A 19,560-nucleotide genomic window follows, 5' to 3' on the forward strand; every position below is an offset into this window, starting at 1 on the left:
GCCTATAACGCCACCGGGTAACTCCGCAAACCGCCAAATATTGAAGTTTATTATTGATTTTTGCGTAGTAAGGGTATTATGGAAGGCCGATTTTTGCTACGCGAAAATCATTTGCAGAATTTAGGTTTTACATTTTATCTTTCATGTATCATTTTTCTGTTGTCGTAAAGCTTAACTATACCATTTAAACTTTTTTCTCTGCGACCTCTATGGTTAAAGGCCTTTATTCATGCACAATACAGCAATCAGTCTTATCGGGGCAACCTTCTTTATCGCCTTGACCCATGCCATAATGCCGAATCATTGGATGCCCTTTGCACTAATAGGAAAGGGGCAAAAGTGGAGCCTGATGAGGACCATCTTTATCACTGCAATCGCAGGATTGGGTCATTCCATAACGACAACCATCCTTGGTTTCATTATCGCATTTCTTGGTTTTCACATAACCAAGTATGCTGAAACCATTGCAGAACCACTGGCGGGAATTATCTTAATCGTACTCGGTATTACCTTTGTCATCGTAGGAAGATTAAGGCATGGTACGCACAACCATAATCACTCGAAATTCTCGGACAAGACCATTGCCCTCTCATTATTCGCGATGTTAAGCTCATCACCCTGTGTCGCTGCGTTACCTCTCTTTCTGGCCGCCAGTACCTTCAGCTGGAGCACGCTCCTGTTACTCTCAATCATCCTGTCAGCAACAACCGTCTCAGGCATGTTAGTGCTGACCACCCTGGCCTACACCGGTGTAAAGAAAATCAACCTCTGCGGCATCGAAGATTACGAAAAGGAAATCATCGGAGGCATACTAATCCTCATAGGAATAATATCTCTCATGATACATTAAGACCTTATGTTTCTTTCTTCACCATATTTTTCAATATTTTCTTTTCTTATCAGTAATTTTCTGTATAATATGGTATATTCATAAAATAATTCAGCGAAATTGTAGTTGATAACAGAGGTTTTCAAATAACTGCTGCATATAATACGCACATCTTATTATCCCTTCACAACTCACCTACAAATCGTTATCTGTCAACTTTTGAAGAATCCTGGTCAAGTAGTTTTGGACGCTACAAACACCAATTGTATTATAATTTATTAGAGAGCCACGAACAGAAGTGAACTGGCTCATATTTTAACCATAAGGAGTTTCAGTGAATTTTAAAACGTTTAATTTTCATCCGCATATTGCGGCTGGCATACAGGCACTCGGTTACACGATACCGACACCGGTACAACGTCAATCTATTCCATCAATTCTTCAGGGACGCGATATTATGGCCCTGGCCCAGACCGGAACAGGCAAAACTGCTGCGTTCGTGTTGCCGGTTTTGCAGCGTCTGATGCAGGGACAGCGCGGACGCCTTCGTGCCCTCATAATCGCACCCACGCGTGAACTGGCAGAGCAAATACACGAGACCATTGGAGGGCTGGGCCGGCAAACTGGATTACGTAGTGTTACCATCTATGGAGGCGTGGCTATAAACCCCCAAATCCAGAAACTGCGTCGTGGAGCAGAAATCGCCGTGGCCTGCCCCGGCCGCCTGCTTGATCATATTGGCCAGGGCACGATCAATGTATCACACCTGGAAGTACTTGTGCTGGACGAGGCAGACCGTATGTTTGATATGGGATTTTTGCCGGATATCCGGAAGATATTAAAGTACCTGCCGGCAGAGCGGCAAACACTGTTTTTCTCTGCTACCATGCCCAATGATATCCGTCGTCTGGCACACGACATCCTGCGTGATCCGGTTACGGTACAAATCGACCACACGATACCATTAACCACAGTCTCACATGCGTTGTATCCGGTCGATCAGCACCTCAAAACTGCGCTGCTGATGGAGATTTTGCAACACACAGATACGGAATCGGTACTCGTTTTTACGCGTACCAGGCATCGTGCCAAACAGGTAGCACATCGACTAGAAAAAGCAGGGTATTGCGCGACTTCGCTGCAGGGCAACCTATCACAGAACCAGCGTCAAGCCGCTCTCGAAGGTTTCCGTAACGGCTCGTTCAAAATCTTGGTAGCAACTGATATCGCCGCCCGGGGTATCGATATTTCAAGGATTTCTCACGTAATTAACTACGACATACCCGACACCGCAGAAGCCTATACTCATCGCATTGGCCGTACCGGCCGTGCAGCCAAAACCGGCGATGCGTTTACCCTTATCACACGGGAGGATGCATCCATGGTACGCGCCGTGGAGAACGCCCTTGGCCTAAAATTGGAGCGCCGCACCCTGAAAGACTTCAATTACACTGCGCCAGTGCAGAAGGCAGAGGTTGCACGCCATCAATCGCAGCACCGCCATAAACAGATCGCAGCAAGGCGGACCAGGTCGCAAAAATCAGCCGCCTTCGGATCCACTACCCGACAAATGGTGTCAGCTATACGGGCAACGAAACGGCGACATCCGAAAGTATCTCGAACAACCGATTCGCCGGCACGTCGATCGCACCATCCGCACGGTGCGCGTTGATATCGGCGATGTCACAATATTTATTCACTCTGTTGAACCAATTTTCCAGGTATCACCGGGTGTTTTTACGCATCGGTTATCCAATTATGCCAATCTGGCCCGATATCCCCGTCTTTTATAGCGTTCCATCAAAGATTGACACTGGCATAGTGCTCTTTGCTGTACTATATTTTTTGCAATCTCTTTTATGACAATAGGAAAACGGGATACGGCGTTTTCTACGGCCTTACGGTCGGCATCGCTGGAGAGTCCTTCAAATAATTCTCCGGCCTTGAACGGCCTGTCAACTACACCCTCTGCGTAGTTGGTGACATAGCAGATGGCGGCATAACACAACTCCAGTTCCCTGGCGAGAAAGACTTCTGGCACAAGGGTCATACCGACCAGGTCACCCCCATAGGACTTATATTTTCTTATCTCCGCGGGTGTTTCCAGACGGGGGCCCTGAGTGCATACGTATGTACCCTTATCGGAAAAATTAATTTTTAGGTTTTTTAATGAATTTTTGATACATTCCCGTAATGTCGCACAGAAGACCGGTGACTGGCGGATAAATCCTATACCCCGATTTTTATAAAACGTAGATTCCCTGCCGTGTGTCTCATCCACGACATCGTCAATAATGACATATTCACCGATTTGATATGATGTATTCATAGCCCCCGGGCCTGACCATGAAATAATCTGTTTCACTCCGAGTTCTTTGAGGGCATAGATGTTCGCCCGGTAATTGACAAAAGGCGCTGTGAGGCTGTATCCCTTTTCTCCATGCCTCGAAAGGAAAAGCATTTCACCCGATATGTCCTGAATATGATATATCGATTGCGAAGGTCCAAAGGGTGTCTGGATCTCACCAATCCTTTTCCCCTGGATACAGCCGCTCTGGAGCAGGTCATAAGCCTGACTGCCCCCAATTATGGCAATTGGTACATGGAAATCGTATTTCATTTGTTTTAAAGAGAATTAAAAACTACCGAGAGTCTCTCGTTACTTTAAGAGATTTTCGAGATGATTCGCTTTCCATATATCTGGCTCGTGTAACTCAGAATGACCAGGCTGTCCCCCATGTCCATCATCAGTAACGATTTGATTAATCATTGTCATGCCATCGCTAAGGGTTCTGCCCTCACCCCGTTTGTTTGGAAATGTACCGGCGGGAGTTTGAACAAAGTCTGTTGCAGAGAAAAGGTTATAGAGCATTCCGATATTACGGAGATCGGGCAGATACTCTAAACGAACGGGTGTGCCAAGCGTAATTAACTTTCTTATTTTCAAACCAAGTCGCGTGGCAAAAAAGCCGACATTACCGCCATGACTGTGCGCAATGATATCGAGGTTCGTGCAGGGATGAAGCCCAACCCAGCGGACAAGATCGTTTGCGGCCTTGATTCTCTCCTTATGGTTGTTAGCTCCTGTCCAGGAGAATGCATCCTTTCCACCATACACGTTACCAGTTATTCCATTGACGTAATTCCAGAAATTACCACCGCGCTGCCACCAGTCGCTCGTGGCAGCCCAGGTACCATGAATAATAATCGTCATCTCCTGTCTCTGTTCAGCCTTTGCCGTCTTTTGAAATGGCGGAATCAGCCTTGCACTCAGCTCTTCAAAATTACGAAGGAGTGATGGATGTCTGGCTGACTCATCAGTAGCAATATTCCGCGTGAGATCAACAGACTTCTCTGCAATGAGAAAACGCACATAATTCCTGGCGCTTGCCTCGTTCTCTTTTAGTTTCGTCAAATCCATGCCCTCGGGAAGTAACGATAACACATACAATCCAAACATCGACAAATCGGCATTCGGACTTGCCAGCAGCCACTGTATATCATTGAGGGAAATCTCATCCTGATTAAGAGATTTGATTGTCCGTGGCACTTCAAGCAGTTGTGTTATGCGATAGACTAATTCTTCTTCTTCTTTCAACAATTGCATAGTACTTTCCTCCTGATTGCATTCATTAAAGGTAGTGGGAGTAGTTTCAGGGATTTCTTTGAGATAGGCATCTTGCTTTATCCAGGAGACAAGAATCCATACGATAAGGCAGACCTTGTCGTGAACTCAGTCAAACGAGATTCCGGTATTATTCAATTTCTCCAATACATCTGACCTGATAGTGGTCAAAATAAAAGGCACCTTTTAAGTCACAAAACAATTAATACTAAGAGTAAGGGAATGAGTCAAGCGCATAATATACCACAAAGCATTAATAAGTCATACGTTAGGCCGAACTCTACTTATGCCTCAAAAATTATTTCCCAGAGCACTGTCAGGATTTAGAATCCTAACGATGTTAATTTGATCTGATGAATGCGGGAACATCAGAAATTTTGTTTTTTAATCTCAAAATTCCATATCTGCCTGCCTGTTTTTCCTGCCTTCTTTAGCTGTTCTTTATAAAATATTTTATATTTCATTAAGTATTCGGCGACTTTTAAAAATATATCTCATGACAGACATCCACCCCCTGCACCCCCGCCAGCGGTGGACAACAACTGTCCCCCGCTGGCGGAGGATTAAGGGGGTGGGCAGGCTTGCTTCATGACTTCAAACTTTTTAGCATATCCAGTATATCCTTTTCCACCGATTCAATATCATTGTCAATTTCTTCCAGAAAACGTGGGGGCTGGTATTTGTAGAAATAACGGTTGAAGTTGATTTCGTAGCCCACACGACCACTATTGTTATCTTTCTCGTCCCTATAATCTTCATTAATCCATGCATCAGGGGCATAAGGCTTAACCTACGAAAACCATATGTCGTACTTATGCCGTACCCATCCATGCAACAGGGCAATGCCCTGTTGCATAAAACAACAATGAAAATCTCTTGATTGCCTTGAAATTATTGATAAAATCAAAGAAATATTAAAACACATAAATAAAAGAAAAAGAAAGACCACTATGTTACGCGGAATAATATTCGATATGGACGGCACGCTCACGAAACCAAATGTTGACTTCGCAGCCCTTGAACGGGAAATCGGCGCAAAAGTGGGGTTTATCATCGATTATGCAGAAAAGTCAAGCCCTGAGGAGCGGCAAAGGGCGCTGGAAATCCTTGAACGTTATGAGGCACAGGCGGCAATGGAGTCCGAACTCAATGAAGGGGTACTGGAAATGCTTGAATTTGTCTCCAAAAAACAGTTAAAAAAGGCGCTTTTAACCCGTAATTCCCGCAAATCGGTGAATACGGTGCTTCGTAAACACAATTTGCATTTTGAATTTATCGTGAGCCGGGAAGATACCAAACCAAAACCAGCCCCTGATCCAATTTTTCTGCTAAGCAAAAGGATGGATATCCATACCGATCACTTGTTAATGGTGGGTGATTACAAGTATGATATCATGTGCGGTAAGGCAGCGGGAACCAAGACAGCCCTGCTGCGCTATGCAGAGTACGTAGAAACGGAAATATCTCCTGACTTTGAAATAAATAGTATCCGGGAAGTCATCCACATAATCGAGCATTTTGAAAAAATGAGCACAGATTTGAATGGAGGACGCAGTGAATAGAAACAAGTTCATTTTATTTACCCTCTTCATCACGGGTAGTATCTTTTTTCATGGGCTGGCCTTTTCGATGGCAGCTTCTGTAGCAAAAAACCTCGACGATATCCTCTCAGAGATAGATAAGGCCAATAATGCATTCAAGACCCTGAAGGCGGATGTAACGTTTACCCGCACCATCACCCTGCTTGAATCTACCGAAACATCACAGGGAGAGATGCATTACAAAAAACCCAAAAGGCTGTATCTGAAATTTTACCCACCCCGCAATGAGATAAATGTTGTGGACGGGAAATATGTATGGGTATATCACCCGGCAGAGAAGCAGGTAGAAAAATATGAAATGAATCAAAGCAAGCAGTCCTCGCAGGGGCTCAGTTTCTTTGAATTTGGTTACGGAGAATCTGTGGAATCTGCAAAAAAAGATTATACAATTACCCTGCGGGAAACAAAGGAAGTCGGTAAAAAACGGTTTTATATCCTGGATTTAGTACCCAAAGAACCAAAATCCCAATATTCCAATATCCGCCTGTGGGTAGAGGACGGATTCTGGCTGCCGGGCAGGATAGAACTGTACGAGAGCGAGGGCGAAGTGGTTAATGTCATCGAGCTGAAAAACATTAAGCTGAACAAGAGCATGTCCGACAAGCTGTTCATATTCAAAGTACCAAGAGGGGTCGAGGTTATCGAACCATTTAAATAAAGCTTGTACAAATAGGGCAAAGCAACCCAGGAATCTTGATTACAACCTCCCAAAACACGAACGCGGCATTTCTGCTGCCTGATGGTTTATCCTTAATTTTTGTACGGCAATTTCATTTGTATTAACCGGCCGGTCGGCAAAACGTACCAAAGCCACAGTCCTGATTCAGGTAGATTTGTTAACGTTACCTGCCAAGTATCCTGAGACCAGCCACACCTGAGAGAATAAATAGAATGCAACAAATACGACCCCAGTCACGAGGCTCATGAAACAGGAATATACCTGCTACCACTGTTCCAATGGTGCCGATACCAGTCCATACCGCATAAGAAGTACCGATAGGAAGGCCACGTGCCGCGATGCCTAAGAGCACAAAACTCATTATCATGGCAAATGCAGTCACCACTGACGGCAATAGCCGTGTAAAGCCGTGAGTATATTTCAGTCCAACAGCCCAGACAACTTCAAAGACACCTGCTATAAGCAAAATAATCCAACTCATATTTGACATGGAGAGAAAACGATAAAAATACACAGAAAAAGTCTGTCTATCGTGGAATTTTTTTCCGATAAAACCTTTATTTTAAAATAAAAATTCTCATAATTACAATGCTAAAATAAATTGTAATGCATTATTATTTCCATTATATAATTGCTACCTCAATCCTGCGGGATTGGTAAACCGGCGATGTTTCATGACGGCGGCCATTGCGACTGTCATGACGTACTTTTACTCTGCCCCACCCCTGAGAACAAAACGATTAGGGATTATTGCCAATATTACCATTGCCATACCTCAAAGTCGCAAAGAACGGGTATTGAAATAGTCAAAGCATGACGAAAAACATTTTAATTAATAACCTTAACAAAGACACCAGCCTTCAGACTGTTTAAATACTGGTTTTTTAATCTACTAATTTCTTCACGATAAATTTTTTTGTAAATTTCCTCCTGTACTGTTTCAAATTCCTGTACTTTCTCAGGCTTGATAAGTTCCATTTTGAAGATATGATATCCAACAGGAGATTCGATAATTTTGCTACATTCATTATCCTTTAAATTATAAGCGGCATCCCGGAGGTCTTTCCTTAATTCGTTGACTTCCTCAAAAGTCCACAGGCCACCGTTTTCTGCTTTCTGACCATCAGAGTATTGTTTGGCCAGCGCTGAAAAGTCCTCACCTTTTTTAATCCGATTCATTACATTTTGTGCTACAGAAAAGGTTTCTTCTTTACTATTGTTATGAGCTGAGAATTTAATCATGATATGTCGTAAGCTCACCTCTTTCTTCTGCCGGAATTCGTCAATATTTTCCGTATAATAGCGCCTTAGTAATTTAGGCTGGACTTTAACCTTGTTATAGACATTCTCCTTCATAATCTTGTCTATCATAATGTCTTCTTTGAGCTCGTTTTTCTTTTCGATAGGATTTATCCCCTGGGACTCAGCAATTTCATAATATTTTGATAAAGAACCCACATTCTTAACGGCCCCTTTCATGAAAGAGTCAAGGTCTTTTTCGACCTCTTTCATTTGCATCATATCCGTACCGAATATCCGCTGCGCCTCTTTAATCAGAACCTTTCTGTTAATCAATTCTTCCAGCGTATCCTTCAATATTTCGTCAACTTTCTCAAGAAACTCCTTTTCTTTATATCTTTCTTGCGCTTCTTTAATGGCTACTGCCGCACGTCTGACAATGTCTCCCTGGGTAATTATCTCATCGCCCACAATGGCCTTAATAGAATTAATGCTGTTTCCGCTCAAATCGCTCACAGCCCCATATGAAACGGAAAACTTAATAAAAAAAACAGACAAAACCGCTATGCTATATCGTATCAACATTTTCATGATACATCCCCTTATAAAAGATTTGGAGATATCATTTTATCGTTTTCTTCTAAATTTTAATAGTTTTTTTCAGAAATTCCAGTAAATCCTCTGACGGCATTTCTTTTTCGGGAAGTCTCAGATGCAAGGTGTCTTTGTTGATAACACGGATATGCTTTTTCAGTTTATACAAACTTGTCTCCGCTTTTTTCAAATCAGCAACCTGTATAATTAAAACACCATCTACCCTTACCATAGAACGAATTTTCGATTGCTGGGCAATAATCCTTAATTCGCTCTCAGAAAGGAGGTTTCTTACCGGATAAGGTAAATTACCAAAGCGGTCTGTTATTTCATCTGCAATAGACCTTACCTCCTCCGAGGTAATGGAACGATTCAGCCTCCGGTAGATATCCATTTTTAAAGCATCCTCCCGGATATAATTATTGGGAATAAAAGATTCCAGATCAAGATCAATGGAAACATCCAGGGGCTCGCTTATCGGTTCATGCCTTGCCTTTCTCACCGCCAATTCCAATAACCGGCAATACATCTCATACCCTACAGCAGCAATATGGCCATGCTGCTCTGTTCCCAGGATATTCCCGGCACCACGGATTTCCAGATCACGTATAGCAATCCGAAACCCTGCACCCAATTCAGCAAATTCCTCAATAGCCTTCACGCGTTTTTCTGCTTCAGGGGTAATCGGCCGGTCGATGGGTAAGATAATATAGGCATATGCATGATGTTTGTATCGACCCACTCTTCCCCGCAACTGATGCAGATCAGCGAGACCGAACGTATCGGCACAATTGATAAATATCGTGTTGACGTTTGGAATGTCCAGACCTGATTCAATGATCGTCGTGGACACCAGGATATCGGCACGACCTTCTACAAATTCGCGCATCCTTTGTTCCATAAGTCTTTCATCCATCTGTCCATGAACCGTCATGATCCTTGCCTCCGGCACAATCCCGGATAACGTCCTGGCAATACGTTCGATATTATACACACGGTTATGAACAAAGTACACCTGACCATCACGGTTGAGTTCCAGTCTGATGGCCTGACGGATGCGCTCCGAATCGAATCGAATAATTTTTGTATGAACTGCCTGTCTGCCCAATGGCGGTGTATGAAGCAAGGAGATATCTTTAATATTCATCAGCGACATATGAAGAGTTCTCGGGATTGGCGTAGCCGTCAAAGTAAGCACATCTACCATCTGTCGCAATTTTTTAAGCCGTTCCTTGTGTTCGACCCCAAATCGCTGCTCTTCGTCAATAATCACGAGACCAAGGTCTTTAAAATAGACATCTTTCTGCAAAAGCCGGTGGGTACCGATGAGAATATCTATAGAACCGGCAGCCACCTTCTCCAGTGTTTCCTTCTGTTCCCTGCGCGTCTTAAACCTGCTTAACACACCTATCTTAACAGGATAATCGGCCATGCGTTCTGAAAATGTAGCATAGTGCTGCTGTGCAAGAATAGTTGTGGGAACCAGCACAGCCACCTGTTTTCCGTGCATTACAGCCTTGAAGGCAGCCCGCATCGCAAGCTCTGTTTTCCCATACCCCACATCACCACAGATGAGTCGATCCATAGGCCTTTTCGACTCCATGTCGCGCTTTATTTCTTCTATGACCTGAAGTTGGTCAGGAGTTTCTTCGTAAATAAATGATTCTTCAAATTCCCTCTGCCATTCCGTATCTGCCGGGTAGGCAATACCCTCCTTCACATTTCGCAACGCCTGCATATGCAGTAAATCGCTGGCAACGTCAGCAATTGCATTCTCTGCTCTTTTCTTTCGAACCTCCCAGTATTTGGAACCGATCTTATCGAGCCTGGGTCTGTGGTCAGAACTGCCAATATACTTCTGTACCAGCTCAATCTTCGTTGCAGGTACATATATCTTTGTTCCCTCATCAAACTCTAACACAAGATACTCTCTTGTATGCCCTTTATCTTCCAGCGTTTCCATACCCAGAAAACGTCCGATGCCGTGGCTTACATGTACTACATAATCCCCTTTTTTCAGGTCAAGAAAGGAATCTATTGCCCTGGCATGAACAGGTTTTTTTGACTCACGGCGCTGTTGATAACGATGAAAGATTTCGTGATGCGCAAGAAAAGCTATCCGGATATCAGAAAACTGGAAACCACAACTAAGATGACCTATACGCAACGCTAACCGGCCATTACCATTCATACCTGAACTATTGATAATCTCATGAAACCGCTGTTCCTCGGCCTTATTGTTACAAAATACAACTGTACGGTCATTAGCCTCAATCACCTTGCCAAGTTCTGATGTGATCTCCTGAATATGCTGGGGAAAATTATCTGCTGATTTAACCTGAAATGTATAATCCCCGTTGTTTAATGCCAGGGGCAATTTCGATAAGGTCATCTTTCTAAAAGCGCTGAAAAAACGGAAGATTTCATCAGTTTTGAACAATGCCGCATTCTCGTCCACACTGTCCAACACTTTCTGTGCCCGGTCCTCTATACTTACAGGTTCTTTAAGGAAAATCCAGGTATCTTTACTGAGGTAAGCCAGGAGAGATGTTTTTTCATGTCCTGATCGATTCGGGGGAGTTTCGGTACAATCCCCTTTTTTAGCCAGTTTTCCCCCCTCTTTTTCTCTCCCTTCACAAGGGAAAGTAATTTGATTATAACTCATTGTATTATAAATTTTATCAAGCGATAGTATCTGGCAAGTACCTAATTCCCGATCGGAGAGCTGAGACTCAACATGAAATCCGCGAATAGATTCAATTTCGTCTCCAAAATATTCGATACGGCAAGGAACGTCTGAGGCAAAAGGAAAAATATCTATAATACCCCCCCGTAAGGCATATTCCCCAGCATTTTCAACCTGGCCGGTCAACCGGTAGTGATGCTCCTGCAGCCACGCAATGAGCTTTTCCAGGGGGTATTCACTATTCTTCCGAATTCTCAGAATATTCTCAGAAATGGATCTGGAAGATGGCACGGGTTGCAGAAGAGCCTGGATGGGTGCTACGATAATATCCAGTTTGTTACCTTCATGAACGTCGCCATGAAGTATCTGGTTGAGAATTTGAAGCCTCCGCGCCGGTGTATCATCCTCATCTTCGAAGTCGTCCATAAAAATGTTTTCGTTGGCGGGAAAGAGGCTGGCATGGCCGTAAAAAAAAGTATTTAAGTCTTCAGTATCTTCCTCAGCTTCTTCAATACTGGATACAACCAAAAGTACCTTGGGTACCGCACGGGTCATCCTTACCCGTTCTTTGACAATCGCCGCTATAAAGAAAGATGCAGATGATCCCCATAATCCGTTGACAGAACAATCCATTCCTTCGCGAAGATGACATACAATCTCCCTGAGTTGTTTATTTTTTTGTAACTTGTCGAGAAGACCCACCATTAACAGAACACAACAATAAGAATTTTAAAAGCTAAATTGTCATCAGAAATTATACTGTAAAATTACGGTATTTTGGAGAGAACTCACGAATGAACTCAAGAATGGTTAGTATCTTTCAAAAATAAGTTGTCATTGCACGGGGCAGAGCAACGGAGCAATCTCACACATGGATTGCTTCGCTACCGCTCGTAATGACAGTCTTCGCTGGTTCAATCTGGAAAGATTGAACCAGCCCTGGGGCCTGGCAACTTTTCAGTGTAGAGCGAAGAGTCTCTTCGCTCTACAAACAGCATTAGCAAAGAAGCTAAGGGGATTTGTACACCAATTATTGCCGCTGACTATAATACCAGCATAGTCAGTTACCTGTAATATCAATAAACTCGTTTATCCTCTCGTTTGAACCAAAATTCAAAAAGTTCTAAATTTTCCTCCCGAAGTAAATCTCCAACAATTTCTATTGGACTGTTACCGAATTGTTTCATTTCCCAATTCGAAATGGTCAGTTCACTAAATCCTATTTTTTTTGCATCCTCTATCCGTACACCATAAATAATCTTCGAAATTTTTGCCCAGTGGCAGGCACTAAAACACATGGGACACGGTTCGCAGGTAGAATAAACAATACAGCCGGACAGGTCTACGGTATTCAATTTCTTGCAGGCTTCTCTGATTGCGTGAATCTCAGCATGTGCAGTGATGTCCATACTTTCCCAAACAATATTATGAACGCAACTGACAACCTCCCCTTCCTTTGTTATACATACCCCAAAGGGTGTTTGCCCATTTTCAATGCCCTGTCGTGCCTTGCTTATGGCAAGTCTCATGAATTTTTCATCTACGTTGGTCATCTTCATAAATCTTTACAGGTCTGATTTTACCATTTTCGTATCAATAGAATACAAATTAAAGTTAATAATTGAGGCTCACGCTTGACATTACCACAAGGGCATAGTTAACTATGCCTTGAGAAGACAAGCATGGGCACAAAGCCCCGCACCAAAGGCAACCATTACACACAAATCCCCGGGCTGAATACCGCCCCTATCTATGATCTCTTGTAGAACAAAAAATACTGTTGGTGAAGACATATTTCCATACCTTGCTAAAACATCACGGGTTGCATGCAGATGAGTTTCAGAAAGTCCTATTTCATTTCTGATTGCATTGATTATCTTTTCACCTCCCGGATGGAAGGCCCAATGTTTAATATCCTCAATCCGCAGTCCCTTCGGTTTCAACAGGTCCGTCACTACCTGGGCAACCGCCTTACTTGCTATCTCCGGCAAGGAAACGGAAAGCTGATTGTGGAGTTGCCCATTCCTGTAAACGTAGCGAATATTATCACGATGCCGGGGTTCATAACGACTGGCAGAGTCAATCAATGTCAATCCCTCCGGATATCTCCAGAGCACAGAGGCGGCCGCACCATCGGCAAAGATTGCATTCGATACTATTAAACTTAAATCATCTTCCATCTGAAATGTAGCGCTGCAGATCTCCACTGAAACGCTTACGATTACTCCTTCGCCAGACCCTTTTAACATATCTTCGCATATCTGTAAGTTTGGAACTGCGCCCCCGCAACCACTACCAACAAGGTCATGGGCTCGTACCTTGTCTGACATACCCAACTTTTCAATGAGATAAGTCGATATACCAGGACAAATGTAGCCAGTGCAAGTATTAACAACCAATCCTGACACATCCTCCATTGTCAATCCAATCAGTGTTAAAGCATTAACAATTGCCTGAGACGCAAGGTTAACTGACCAGTGTGTGTAGCGGGCAATGCGGTTATCCGGGTGTTCATTAACAAGACATGCAAGATCATCAACCGCAAGATGTCTTCGTGATACGCTGGGATGAGCAAAAATCTTTCGCAAAATCGCCAAACTTTTAGGACTCAGTTTATCCGAGTAGTGTTTTACGAGAAATGCGCCTGCCTGGGCTTGATTCACTGTGTAAGGTGGTGTTGCAACTGCAATCGATGCTATGCGAGCCTTCCCATTCGCAGAGTTCAGGGATAACCTTTTATCATTATTCGTCATCAAAGTATTTTATACGTCCATTCCAAAAAATCTGAGCCCGCGCCGAATAAAACGTGTGTGCTTCCAGAGAGGAGGCTTGACTCCCAATCTGTATCCCAAACGATTCATTATTGGCAGAAATGAGAACCCAATGGTATTTGAGTTGATATAGTTCATATGCGCAGCCATTACCTTGCACAAAGCACTTTTCAGCCAGTCCAGATCAAGGGAAGGAGAAAAATAAAATACAGGTTCCAGCATTTCTTCAGTGGAAAGTGCCAGAACATCTTGTCTCCGTGCTATCTGTTCGAGTTCCGTACCAGGATAAATACGTATCCCCATATTGAAAAATGCAACGTCTCCCGGACGTATGAAGCGTTCTGCAAAGAGGAGCGTTTCCTGCACAGTCGCCTCGGTCTCACCCGGCCCCCCAAGCATAAATATCCATAAACAGGGTAACTTGTGACGCTGAATGATTCGGGCTGCGTTAAATACATCTTCCACGGTAAAACCTTTGTTGAGTCCTTCTAAAACAGTACCTGATGCACTTTCAACGGTAATACCGATACCAACAAAACCTGCTTTCTCCATTACTGCAAGAAGGTCATCGTCTATAAAAAGCGGATTCAATTCAAGGCTCTGGAGACGAACATCGGGTCGAACTTTTGCAAGACCGTCACATACAGCCAATGCATGATCATACGGAGAATTAAACACATTATCAACGAACTCGATATCTCTTAGCCCCAGTGCTGCAAGATGCTGAATAGTATCGACCACACTCTCGGAAGCAGACAAACGATAATCATGCCCTTCAATTTTTCTATACGTACAGTATACACATTTGAAGTGACATCCAAGCTTTGTCTGGACGGGAACAGTAGACATCCTGGATATATAGGCATGTATATTAATCCAGCGGTGAAAATTGGGGACCAGACAGCCATCCGAAAAACGGACTGCTGCACCTGAATTTTTTTTTATGATATTGTCTTCTCGCCATGCAATACCCGGCATCCTATCGGGTATCCTGCCTTGTGAAAGTGCTTTTAATAATTCCGGAAAAACAACTTCTCCGTCTCCCAATACCGCCCAGTCTGCCCCTGTGTAGCGAAGTAATTCTTCGGGCATTACTGCAACCGCAGAACCACCGAGGACGAGAGTTGCTTGCGTCCTGCTTCGAATACTATCTACCAGTGGTTTCAAATCTTTAAAAAACGCTACCGGATTTTGCATATCATTATTATCGATGTTTCGAACCGAGAGACCCACTATATCCGGGCTTAACTTTTCAAGTTCCTTTTCCATGGCACTCAAAGGGTCTTGCTCAAACATCAAGTCCAATACCCTAACCCTGTGACCCGCCTTCTCAACAGCATCAGCCACTGAGCATGCACCAACCGGCATCACAGGTACAGGGTTCCTATAACGATTGGTAATGACAATAAGGATATTCACATGCTTTATTTAATGCCTCTCAATTCCCCTTCATTATCCAAAGATGTCCATTACATAAAAAACAACCCATTTTTACAAAATAATGCTGAAGTATTTGAAAAAACAAAGCCCCTTTCATGACATGGTGGCATGATAATTTGAGTGGCAAATCCGTAAGAAAGGAAAAGGATCATGGTCTCCGTCTTATCATAATTGTTATTGTGATAGCTTAACCATAGTCATCATGCCGCCGCAACAAAAAAATGATCGGAATAAAAATATTTTTCTTTACATTTATTTATTCTTTCGCCTTTTTTCAATTATTTTTTTGGTACTTCTGATATAATTTATCTATGCGAATTGGAGAAGCATCTAAAACAAAAGTACTTTTCATCGTCCCATTTGGCCCGGTACCAAAAGAAGTCTTGCATTTCCTGCATATTGAACTAGCCCAAAGGTTGGGCTTTCATATACAGGTAAATAAAGCTGAACCTCTTCCACAATATGCCTTTAATCCCGGGAGAAATCAATATCACTCTACAAAGATTCTGGAAAGGCTAAGGGGGCTAAAGGTAAGGGATGCGTGGGTTCTTGGCATTATCGATACTGATTTATACGTGCCGGAATTGAATTTCGTCTTTGGTGAGGCGCTTATTGCAGACAAAGTATGCATCATATCACTCGCGAGACTCCGCCAGGAGTATTATGGGCTACCGAAAAATGAAAATCTCTTTTTGCTGCGGACATTAAAAGAGGCGATCCATGAGATCGGGCATACTTACGGATTAGGTCACTGCAAAGATCCGAAGTGCATAATGCACTTTTCCAATTCCCTCAGAGATACAGATATAAAGGGACCAGACTTCTGTTCCGGGTGTATGGTGAAACTCAAATAGAGAAAGAATTAATTTAGGACACCGATTTTCACAGTAGTACGCTGATATCAACCAGTATGGATAAAATTGAAATAATCTGTGTAATCTGCGAAATCTGTGGTTCCAAAAGATTATGATACAAATTGGTTGCTGCGGTTTCCCCGTTGCAAGGCAAAAATACTTCGATACATTCAGGGTCGTAGAACTCCAGCAGACCTTTTACCAACCACCTCTCTTGTCAACCGTCCAGAAATGGCGCAAGGAAGCTCCTCCTGATTTTGAATATACATTGAAGGCATGGCAATTAATAACCCATGAGCCAAGTTCTCCAACATATCGAAGGCTGAAGATAAAAATTCCTCAATCAAAAGAAAAGAATTACGGTTCATTTAAACCAACTGATGAGGTATATGCAGCCTGGGAAAAGATAAAGGAAATCGCTGATGCATTACATGCAAAGGTCATTGTATTTCAATGTCCTGCCTCCTTTGAACCCACAGCAGAAAATAAGAGTAACCTGAAAAGATTCTTCTTTTCCATGAAAACAGATACGTATATCTTTGCCTGGGAACCAAGGGGGAAATGGGATGAAAAGGAGATAGAAATCCTTTGTCAGGAACTCAATCTCATCCATTGTGTAGACCCTTTTAAATCAAAACCAATCTTTGGAAGCATCTGTTACTATCGCTTGCATGGCATCGGTGGTTATCGATATAAATACACACAAGAGGACATGAATACACTAAAGAACTTTATGAAAGAGAAAATCAATATCTATGTAATGTTCAATAATATCTCCATGTACAACGATGCACTGACATTCAAAAACTTTTTTCGATAGACTTTGAAAATATGAATCACAACTTTTATCTGAATATCTTCTGACCTGTTATAATTTGACAAAGAGTGATTTTATGGTATATATTTAGACAATTAAGGCTATACGTAAATAAATGTCAGGTTGCAAAGAGCGAAATATTTGTAATTCGAATAGCCACAACCATAGATAATCCCAGCCTTGCGAAGGAGGGGACTAAAGGGAAGTAAATACTTATAAAAAAGAATTTTTACAAAGTAAAACTATACTGTTAAAAAACGGAGGATTTCTCATGTCTAAAAGCATTTGGGGAAAACGCAGAAAGACGCTACTAAAAATTGCAGAATTTTCTGCAGGTAATGTTGTCATTGGCGGGGCACCAAAACCAGGCGCTGAAATCCCATCACACATCGCCCTGATCGCCACGGATATGGTCATGTGCGCGATGATTTATGAGGAGTACTTCAGTGAAAGGATTTCTGAGCATAGCATCCTTGAAATCCTTGGTAAGGCGGGGATACTCCTTGTTGTGGCTGGTGGGGGAGGGTATGCGATTGTTAAAAGTGCATCCGGGATAATTGCAGAGGTCACCAATTTTTTTGGTCCAATAGGCTGGATTACTTCAGGAATGCTGGCAGCGGGAGGAACTGCCTTGCTGGGACTCCTATGGATGGCTATTGTCGATTGGGCGTATCGGAAGCAAGTAACTCTCAAAGATGCCGCTCTTGCAATATCCCGAAAAACAGCAATTTAAGGAAAAACATCCCCGGAAAACCTCGCTGAGCTTATATTTGCTAACCAAGGTAAGACCAATCTGAGTGCTTCATTTCCTCGTTGCTTGCGAACTTTAGTGACTAAGTTGATATTTTCCCCACAAATATTACCATAGTATGGGAAATGTAAAAGACACAATTAGGAAACTCGTTTCTGCACTTGGCGGGAAATTCTCAAGTGAACTTGGGATCGATCTATCCAAAGGGAAATCCACCGAAATATTCAAGTGGTTCCTCGCCTCAAAACTCTTTGGCGCCCGCATAGGTACGAATATCGCCATAAAGACCTATAAAGAATTTGAAAGGTGCCACGTTCTCTCTCCGGACAGGGTTCTTGAGACTGGCTGGGATGGGCTTGTGAGGATATTGGACGATGGAGGATATGTGAGATACGACTTTTCCACGGCAACAAAACTGCTGGAGATCATGGAGGATTTAATAAGAGACTACGATGGTGATCTGAATAGGCTCCACCAGAAAGCCAGAGACGAAGAGGATCTCGAGAATCTCCTGAAAGGTTTAGGAAAGGGTATCGGTGATGTGACGGTAAATATATTCCTGCGAGAACTTCGTAATGTATGGGCAAAGGCAAGGCCAAAGCCCTCTGAGTTGGTGGTGTTGGCTGCAAGAAAAGTAGACCTCATAAAGCCAGGCGAGGAACCCTTAACGGCCATTGAGAAGGTCTGGTCACTCCAGAAGATCCAGGACAAGGACTTCTGTGACTTCGAGGCGGCACTTTTACGATTAGGAAAAGACTATTGCAAGAAACGAAAGTGCGATATATGCCCAATGGGGATGGAATGTGGGTGTAAAAAAGAGGTTCATTAAATGCTAAGGAGTTCTCAAAACTGGATATGTAGTGGCAAGGCGCGCCTTGCCACTACGCTGTGAAAAATTCCCGAACGCCTAATTTAATGCTACGAAATTTCAAACCAGCCACGTAATGGCAGTTCATGAATTGCCACTACACTTTTAAAGTAGCCGAAGGCCTAATTTAATCAGGAACAGATTGAGATTTTATTTTTCCCCCATTTTCCTTTTTCCCCCTTTTAAATTATAACCTCCCCTTCATCCCCTCCTTCGCAAGGAGGGGATGAAGGGGAGGTACTCTTCCGCCAATTATGTAAGTAAATACATAATTGGTTACCATATATCCCGGAAATCCGCATAAATAAAATGAAAATTTCCATACAATCAAATTACAAGTAGGGTGGATTAAGCGAAAGCGAATCCACCTTCCTGGAAATGATATTGGTGGATTCGGCGTAAAAACCAACGCCTTAATCCACCCTACCTCAAATCCGCATAAATTTTCTATACAATTAAATTAGGCCTGGGCAGTTTTTCAACGTAACGCGAACTTTAGTTCGCATAGGATGCAAGCGAACTGAAGTTCGCTCTACAACCGCAACTTTGAAATTCATTATTATAAATCATAAATTATTTCCCAACTCGTTTGTGTTATAATAAGCAAACGCAACGGCAACCCCTGCTGTCCATCAAAGCGAAGAAAATTCCATGCTACATGTTCGGTATATTTATGTTAAACAGGGATTATCACGGGAACTAAAAAATACTAAATACGTGACGTTTTATGAACTGCCACAATAAGTATAACTATTTGAATTCAAAGGAATAATGGCAAGCAAACGATTTTGCCCACAACGAGACAA

Annotated in this window: 15 protein-coding genes and 1 pseudogene; 8 read left to right on the forward strand and 8 right to left on the reverse strand. The window is 42.8% G+C overall.

Annotation, left to right across the window (positions count from 1 at the left end; translation table 11 throughout):
• Positions 1 to 229: 229 nt before the first annotated feature.
• On the forward strand, positions 230 to 850 hold the full coding sequence (locus E3K36_17095; protein MCF6156907.1) for a hypothetical protein: 621 nt from the start codon (positions 230 to 232) through the stop codon (positions 848 to 850).
• Between the two features lie 313 nt (positions 851 to 1,163).
• Complete coding sequence (locus E3K36_17100) at positions 1,164 to 2,501, forward strand: DEAD/DEAH box helicase (GenBank protein ID MCF6156908.1); 1,338 nt, start codon at positions 1,164 to 1,166, stop codon at positions 2,499 to 2,501.
• Positions 2,502 to 2,566: 65 nt separating this feature from the next.
• Here the strand turns inward: E3K36_17100 and E3K36_17105 are convergent.
• Together E3K36_17105 and E3K36_17110 are read right to left on the reverse strand one after the other, a co-directional pair.
• A pseudogene (locus E3K36_17105) lies at positions 2,567 to 3,449 on the reverse strand (phosphorylase).
• A 39-nt stretch (positions 3,450 to 3,488) separates the two neighbouring features.
• On the reverse strand, positions 3,489 to 4,436 hold the full coding sequence (locus tag E3K36_17110) for a hypothetical protein (GenBank protein MCF6156909.1): 948 nt from the start codon (positions 4,434 to 4,436) through the stop codon (positions 3,489 to 3,491).
• A 968-nt stretch (positions 4,437 to 5,404) separates the two neighbouring features.
• On the opposite strand from E3K36_17110, the gene E3K36_17115 reads away from it, so the two are divergent.
• A complete protein-coding gene (locus tag E3K36_17115; GenBank protein MCF6156910.1) occupies positions 5,405 to 6,016 on the forward strand; it encodes an HAD family hydrolase in 612 nt (203 codons plus the stop codon).
• Positions 5,997 to 6,713: an outer membrane lipoprotein carrier protein LolA gene (locus E3K36_17120; GenBank protein ID MCF6156911.1), complete on the forward strand. Its 717-nt coding sequence runs from the start codon at positions 5,997 to 5,999 to the stop codon at positions 6,711 to 6,713. The genes E3K36_17115 and E3K36_17120 overlap by 20 nt, the downstream gene beginning before the upstream one ends.
• A 184-nt stretch (positions 6,714 to 6,897) precedes the next feature.
• Here E3K36_17120 and sugE read toward each other — a convergent pair whose 3' ends face one another.
• The 6 genes from sugE to E3K36_17150 form a co-directional block, all read right to left on the reverse strand.
• Positions 6,898 to 7,215, reverse strand: coding sequence for a quaternary ammonium compound efflux SMR transporter SugE (sugE, locus tag E3K36_17125; protein ID MCF6156912.1), 318 nt, complete (start codon positions 7,213 to 7,215; stop codon positions 6,898 to 6,900).
• Positions 7,216 to 7,562: 347 nt separating this feature from the next.
• A complete protein-coding gene (locus E3K36_17130) occupies positions 7,563 to 8,564 on the reverse strand; it encodes a hypothetical protein (protein ID MCF6156913.1) in 1,002 nt (333 codons plus the stop codon).
• Between the two features lie 49 nt (positions 8,565 to 8,613).
• Positions 8,614 to 11,958, reverse strand: coding sequence for a transcription-repair coupling factor (gene mfd / locus E3K36_17135; GenBank protein MCF6156914.1), 3,345 nt, complete (start codon positions 11,956 to 11,958; stop codon positions 8,614 to 8,616).
• 371 nt (positions 11,959 to 12,329) lie between these two features.
• Complete coding sequence (locus tag E3K36_17140) at positions 12,330 to 12,782, reverse strand: nucleoside deaminase (protein ID MCF6156915.1); 453 nt, start codon at positions 12,780 to 12,782, stop codon at positions 12,330 to 12,332.
• Between the two features lie 132 nt (positions 12,783 to 12,914).
• On the reverse strand, positions 12,915 to 14,006 hold the full coding sequence (locus tag E3K36_17145; protein MCF6156916.1) for a type III polyketide synthase: 1,092 nt from the start codon (positions 14,004 to 14,006) through the stop codon (positions 12,915 to 12,917).
• Positions 14,007 to 14,015: 9 nt separating this feature from the next.
• Positions 14,016 to 15,443, reverse strand: coding sequence for a radical SAM protein (locus E3K36_17150; GenBank protein ID MCF6156917.1), 1,428 nt, complete (start codon positions 15,441 to 15,443; stop codon positions 14,016 to 14,018).
• A 332-nt stretch (positions 15,444 to 15,775) separates the two neighbouring features.
• On the opposite strand from E3K36_17150, the gene E3K36_17155 reads away from it, so the two are divergent.
• The 4 genes from E3K36_17155 to E3K36_17170 all read left to right on the forward strand — a co-directional run bounded on the left by E3K36_17155 (position 15,776) and on the right by E3K36_17170 (position 18,715).
• A complete protein-coding gene (locus E3K36_17155; GenBank protein ID MCF6156918.1) occupies positions 15,776 to 16,318 on the forward strand; it encodes a hypothetical protein in 543 nt (180 codons plus the stop codon).
• 112 nt (positions 16,319 to 16,430) lie between these two features.
• Positions 16,431 to 17,138: a DUF72 domain-containing protein gene (locus E3K36_17160; protein ID MCF6156919.1), complete on the forward strand. Its 708-nt coding sequence runs from the start codon at positions 16,431 to 16,433 to the stop codon at positions 17,136 to 17,138.
• 268 nt (positions 17,139 to 17,406) lie between these two features.
• Entirely contained in the window at positions 17,407 to 17,868 is a 462-nt protein-coding gene (locus E3K36_17165) for a hypothetical protein (GenBank protein ID MCF6156920.1), read from the forward strand.
• Between the two features lie 136 nt (positions 17,869 to 18,004).
• Positions 18,005 to 18,715, forward strand: a complete 711-nt coding sequence (locus tag E3K36_17170; GenBank protein MCF6156921.1) for a hypothetical protein — start codon at positions 18,005 to 18,007, stop codon at positions 18,713 to 18,715.
• Positions 18,716 to 19,560: the final 845 nt, after the last annotated feature.

The organism is Candidatus Brocadia sp. (assembly GCA_021646415.1).
GTDB lineage: Bacteria > Planctomycetota > Brocadiia > Brocadiales > Brocadiaceae > Brocadia.

Coding starts and splice junctions, on each gene's coding strand:
- E3K36_17095 (MCF6156907.1), top strand. CDS start 230: ATGCACAATACAGCAATCAGTCTTATCGGGGCAACCTTCTTTATCGCC.
- E3K36_17110 (MCF6156909.1), bottom strand. CDS start 4,436: ATGCAATTGTTGAAAGAAGAAGAAGAATTAGTCTATCGCATAACACAA.
- E3K36_17115 (MCF6156910.1), top strand. CDS start 5,405: ATGTTACGCGGAATAATATTCGATATGGACGGCACGCTCACGAAACCA.
- E3K36_17120 (MCF6156911.1), top strand. CDS start 5,997: ATGGAGGACGCAGTGAATAGAAACAAGTTCATTTTATTTACCCTCTTC.
- sugE (MCF6156912.1), bottom strand. CDS start 7,215: ATGAGTTGGATTATTTTGCTTATAGCAGGTGTCTTTGAAGTTGTCTGG.
- E3K36_17130 (MCF6156913.1), bottom strand. CDS start 8,564: ATGAAAATGTTGATACGATATAGCATAGCGGTTTTGTCTGTTTTTTTT.
- mfd (MCF6156914.1), bottom strand. CDS start 11,958: ATGGTGGGTCTTCTCGACAAGTTACAAAAAAATAAACAACTCAGGGAG.
- E3K36_17140 (MCF6156915.1), bottom strand. CDS start 12,782: ATGAGACTTGCCATAAGCAAGGCACGACAGGGCATTGAAAATGGGCAA.
- E3K36_17145 (MCF6156916.1), bottom strand. CDS start 14,006: ATGACGAATAATGATAAAAGGTTATCCCTGAACTCTGCGAATGGGAAG.
- E3K36_17155 (MCF6156918.1), top strand. CDS start 15,776: ATGCGAATTGGAGAAGCATCTAAAACAAAAGTACTTTTCATCGTCCCA.
- E3K36_17160 (MCF6156919.1), top strand. CDS start 16,431: ATGATACAAATTGGTTGCTGCGGTTTCCCCGTTGCAAGGCAAAAATAC.
- E3K36_17165 (MCF6156920.1), top strand. CDS start 17,407: ATGTCTAAAAGCATTTGGGGAAAACGCAGAAAGACGCTACTAAAAATT.
- E3K36_17170 (MCF6156921.1), top strand. CDS start 18,005: ATGGGAAATGTAAAAGACACAATTAGGAAACTCGTTTCTGCACTTGGC.